The organism is Streptomyces sp. SID14436 (assembly GCF_010548465.1).
In the GTDB taxonomy this organism is placed as follows: domain Bacteria; phylum Actinomycetota; class Actinomycetes; order Streptomycetales; family Streptomycetaceae; genus Streptomyces.
The window spans coordinates 1-3,277 of record NZ_JAAGMD010000377.1 but is presented as its reverse complement, the minus strand read 5'-3'; the positions used below and the strand labels follow the sequence as shown (position 1 = coordinate 3,277).

Below are 3,277 nucleotides of genomic sequence, written 5' to 3'. Positions count from 1 at the left end.
GAGCAGCGCGGCGGCTCCGAACCCCAGCAGGGCCGCGGCGGCGGTGGCGATCACCACGGCGGCGCGGCGCTGTCCCGGACTGTGGGCGGGCGTCCACGAGCGGACCGGCCGGGCGCCGGGCACCGGCGGCAGTTCCCGCGTCTCGGCCTCCGCCCCGCCCGCCGCAGGACCGGACACGGGCACGGACTCGTAGCCGGCCGTGGTGTCCCGCTCGAACTCCCGGAAGAGTTCGGCGAGGGCGTCGGTGCGGCGCGGGCGCAGGACCCGGACGGGTTCGAGGGGCGGCCCGTCGTGCGGTGGCCGGGGGCCGGGTGGTGTCGGCACGCTGCTCTCCTTCCGCCGGGGCGGGCACGGTCGCCCGTACGGGGAGGGATACGCGGCGCGGGAGGCGGTGGTTCAGCGGTGGGCGTCCAGGAAGCGGTGCAGGGAGGACGTCATGGCGGCCACGAAGGAGTCCCGGCCGGCGTCGTCGAGGGCGTCCAGGGACAGGTAGGGGTTGTGGTCCTCCAGTTCCACCAGCAGGAGTTCGCCGCCGGGGGCACGGCAGGCGTCGACGCGCTGGATGCCGTGGGCGAGGGTGTTCCACTCGATGAAGCTGCGGGCGAAGGCGAGGTCGGCCGCGTCCGGCCGGTAGGGCTCCAGCTCCCAGCGCCGGTCCGGGTCGGGGGCGTAGAGGGCGTACTGGAAGGCGTCGTCGACGAAGTAGAAGGAGATCTCGTGGGCGAAGTCGATGTGCGGCTGGACGAGCAGGCCGCCGCCGGCGAGGGCGGGCACCTCGGCCCCGGACACGATGCGCAGTCCCACGGAGTCGGCGCCCCGCATCGGCTTGACCACGTACCGCTCCGCCCGGGGCAGCCGGGGCAGGTCCTCGCGGCGGCCGACGGTGGGGATCACCGGCCGGCCGGCGGCGAAGAGGTCGAGCAGGTACTGCTTCCCGGCCATGTCGCCGCGGCCGGTGAGCGGGTTGTACACGGGGACGCCCGTCTCCTCGGCGCGGGCGCGGAAGGCGTCGTGGGCGTCCTGGTGGTGGAGCACGGGTCCGCTGTTGCGGGTGACGACGGCGTCGAAGCCGTCCATCAGCGCCGCGGCGTCGCGGGGGTGGCACAGAGCCAGGTCGAACGTGTCGCGCAGCCGCGAGGTCAGGAGGATGTCCTCGTCGCAGTAGCGGCGTCCGCGCGCCGGATAGGCGAGGTCGGTGACGTAGAGAAGGCGGGCGCGGGCGGACGGCATGGAGGACTCCTCGGGAACGGCGTGGTCCGATCATAGGAAGGACATCCCGCCCCACGTCCCGCCCTGTCCGCTGCCGCAGCACTCAGTACCGCGGAGTGCTGCACCGAGTGCCACGAGGGGGGTTCCGGGTGCTACGTTCACCTGCATGAGTTCCAGCGGGGCGGCGGCCGGCCGCGGTGACAGGACCGAGCAGCCGCCCATGCGGGACGCCCTGATCGCGGCGGCCTTCCGGCTGTTCCCGGAGCGGGGCTACGAACAGACCACCGTGGACGACATCGTGGCGCTGGCGGGCGTCGGACGACGGTCGTTCTTCCGCTACTTCCCCACCAAGGAGGACGTGGTCTTCCCCGACCACGAGCGCTGCCTGGCCGACATGACGGCCTTCCTGGCCGCGAGCCCCGACGACGCCGAGCCGGTGGCCCGGGTCTGCGACGCGGCCCGGCTGGTGCTGCGCATGTACGCCGAGAAGCCGTCCTTCTCCGTGCAGCGCTACCGGCTCACCAAGCAGGTGCCCGGCCTGCGCGCCTACGAGCTGTCGGTGGTGTGGCACTACGAGCGGGCGATGGCGCGGTTCCTGCGCGAGCGGTTCGCCGGGCATCCGGACGGCATCCTGCGGGCCGACGTGATCGCGGCGGCGGTGGTCGCCGCGCACAACAACGCCCTGCGCTCCTGGCTGCGTTCGGACGGGCGGGAGGACGCGGAGGCCGCTCTCGACCACGCGCTGGGGCAGGTGGCCGAGGCGTTCGGCGCCGCCGCGCCGGCCCGGCCGCCGTCGCCGCCGTCGGGGGCGTCGGGGGCGTCGGGGGCGTCGCCCGAGGACGTGGTGGTCGTGGTGTCCCGGCGGGACGCGCCGCTGTGGCGGGTGGTGCGGGAGCTGGAGTCGGTGCTCGGGCACGACTGACGGGACGGCCGCGCGGGGTGCGTCCCCGGGCAACGAGGGAACGCAGTGCCTTTACGAGTGACACTGAGTGCCATACTCTGTCGCTGTGCTCGGCGGCACGGCGTACCGGGCACCCGTGTGCCCGGCGGACCGCGCACCGGATTCCGGCCCAGTGCAGGGAGTTGACAGCGTGTACCACCACTCAGGGAGCGTCGTTCAGCAGGCGGCCGGTATCGCGACCGGTGTGCTCGAGGCCCATGGCGCGGACAGGGACGCCATGCTCTTCCAGCGCTGCACCTGGTGCGGCACCGCCATGTACCACCGGCTGCTGTGTCCGGTGTGCCAGGGCAGTGACCTGCGGACGGAGCGCAGCGAGGGCGTCGGCACCGTTCGCCATTCCACGGTGCTGCACCGCAACACGCCCGCGGCCCGCAACGTGTCGCTCATCGAGATGGCCGAGGGCTTCGTCGTACGGGGCCGGGTCATGGGCCCGCCCATCGGCATCCACAGCGGCGACCGGGTGCGGCTGTCCACGGCCAAGGACCCGGTGCGCGGCGAGCCCGTCTTCCAGCTGGTCGACGAGCCCTACCGCGCCTGGACCTGACGGACCGCCACGACGGCACGGCACCCCCGGCGGCCCGGCCCGGCCCGGCCCGGCCGGGTCAGGGGGCCGGGGTCACCCGGATCCCGACCGTGCCGTCGAGACCGCGGCGCAGACGGCTGCCGAGGAGCGTCAGGCGGCCCATGAGGCCGTACTTGCGGGCGATCAGCTGCCGGTAGCGGGCGGTGGTGGCCGCGTCCACGACGGCGGCCACGGCCGGGAGCTGCTCGCCGGTGGGGTTGCCGCGCAGGTCGCACGGGCCGACCAGGACCTCGGCGCGGGCCCTGATCCGCTTCACCTTCCAGGAGTCGGCCGCGGTCCACACCCCGAGCCCGTCCCCGTCCCGTACCACCCACACCGGGGTGGCCACCGGCGAACCGTTCTTGCGGAAGCTGGTGATCAACAGGTACTTGCCCGATCCGAGCCGGTCCAGGGCCGCTTCGTCCATGGCGGAAAGTCTAGGCCCTGCGCGGCCCTTCGCGCCGGGCGCGCGACGGGCCACCGGTCCGGTGCGCCTGACGGGGTCCCGGCCGGCTGTCCGCGGGGGGCGCTGTCCGCCGGGACCG

The 3,277-nt window shown here is 74.4% G+C and carries 4 protein-coding genes and 1 pseudogene; 2 read left to right on the top strand and 3 right to left on the bottom strand.

Translation table 11 applies throughout. The annotated features are described in order from the left end of the window. Together G3I53_RS33845 and G3I53_RS13245 are read right to left on the bottom strand one after the other, a co-directional pair. Nucleotides 1-324, bottom strand: a pseudogene (locus G3I53_RS33845) (peptidoglycan-binding protein); the annotation flags it as partial. 72 nt (nt 325-396) lie between these two features. Then, nucleotides 397-1,230 (bottom strand): hypothetical protein, encoded by an 834-nt coding sequence (locus tag G3I53_RS13245; protein WP_164334309.1) that lies wholly within the window; start codon nt 1,228-1,230, stop codon nt 397-399. A 145-nt stretch (nt 1,231-1,375) separates the two neighbouring features. Here G3I53_RS13245 and G3I53_RS13240 point away from each other — a divergent pair, with 145 nt between their 5' ends. Both G3I53_RS13240 and G3I53_RS13235 read left to right on the top strand, forming a co-directional pair. Continuing rightward, nucleotides 1,376-2,131: a TetR family transcriptional regulator gene (locus G3I53_RS13240; protein WP_164438372.1), complete on the top strand. Its 756-nt coding sequence runs from the start codon at nt 1,376-1,378 to the stop codon at nt 2,129-2,131. A 169-nt stretch (nt 2,132-2,300) separates the two neighbouring features. Continuing rightward, nucleotides 2,301-2,714, top strand: a complete 414-nt coding sequence (locus G3I53_RS13235; protein ID WP_164338978.1) for a zinc ribbon domain-containing protein — start codon at nt 2,301-2,303, stop codon at nt 2,712-2,714. 58 nt (nt 2,715-2,772) lie between these two features. Here the strand turns inward: G3I53_RS13235 and G3I53_RS13230 are convergent, their stop codons facing one another. Further along, nucleotides 2,773-3,159 (bottom strand): PPOX class F420-dependent oxidoreductase, encoded by a 387-nt coding sequence (locus G3I53_RS13230; RefSeq protein ID WP_164338979.1) that lies wholly within the window; start codon nt 3,157-3,159, stop codon nt 2,773-2,775. Nucleotides 3,160-3,277 lie beyond the last annotated feature (118 nt).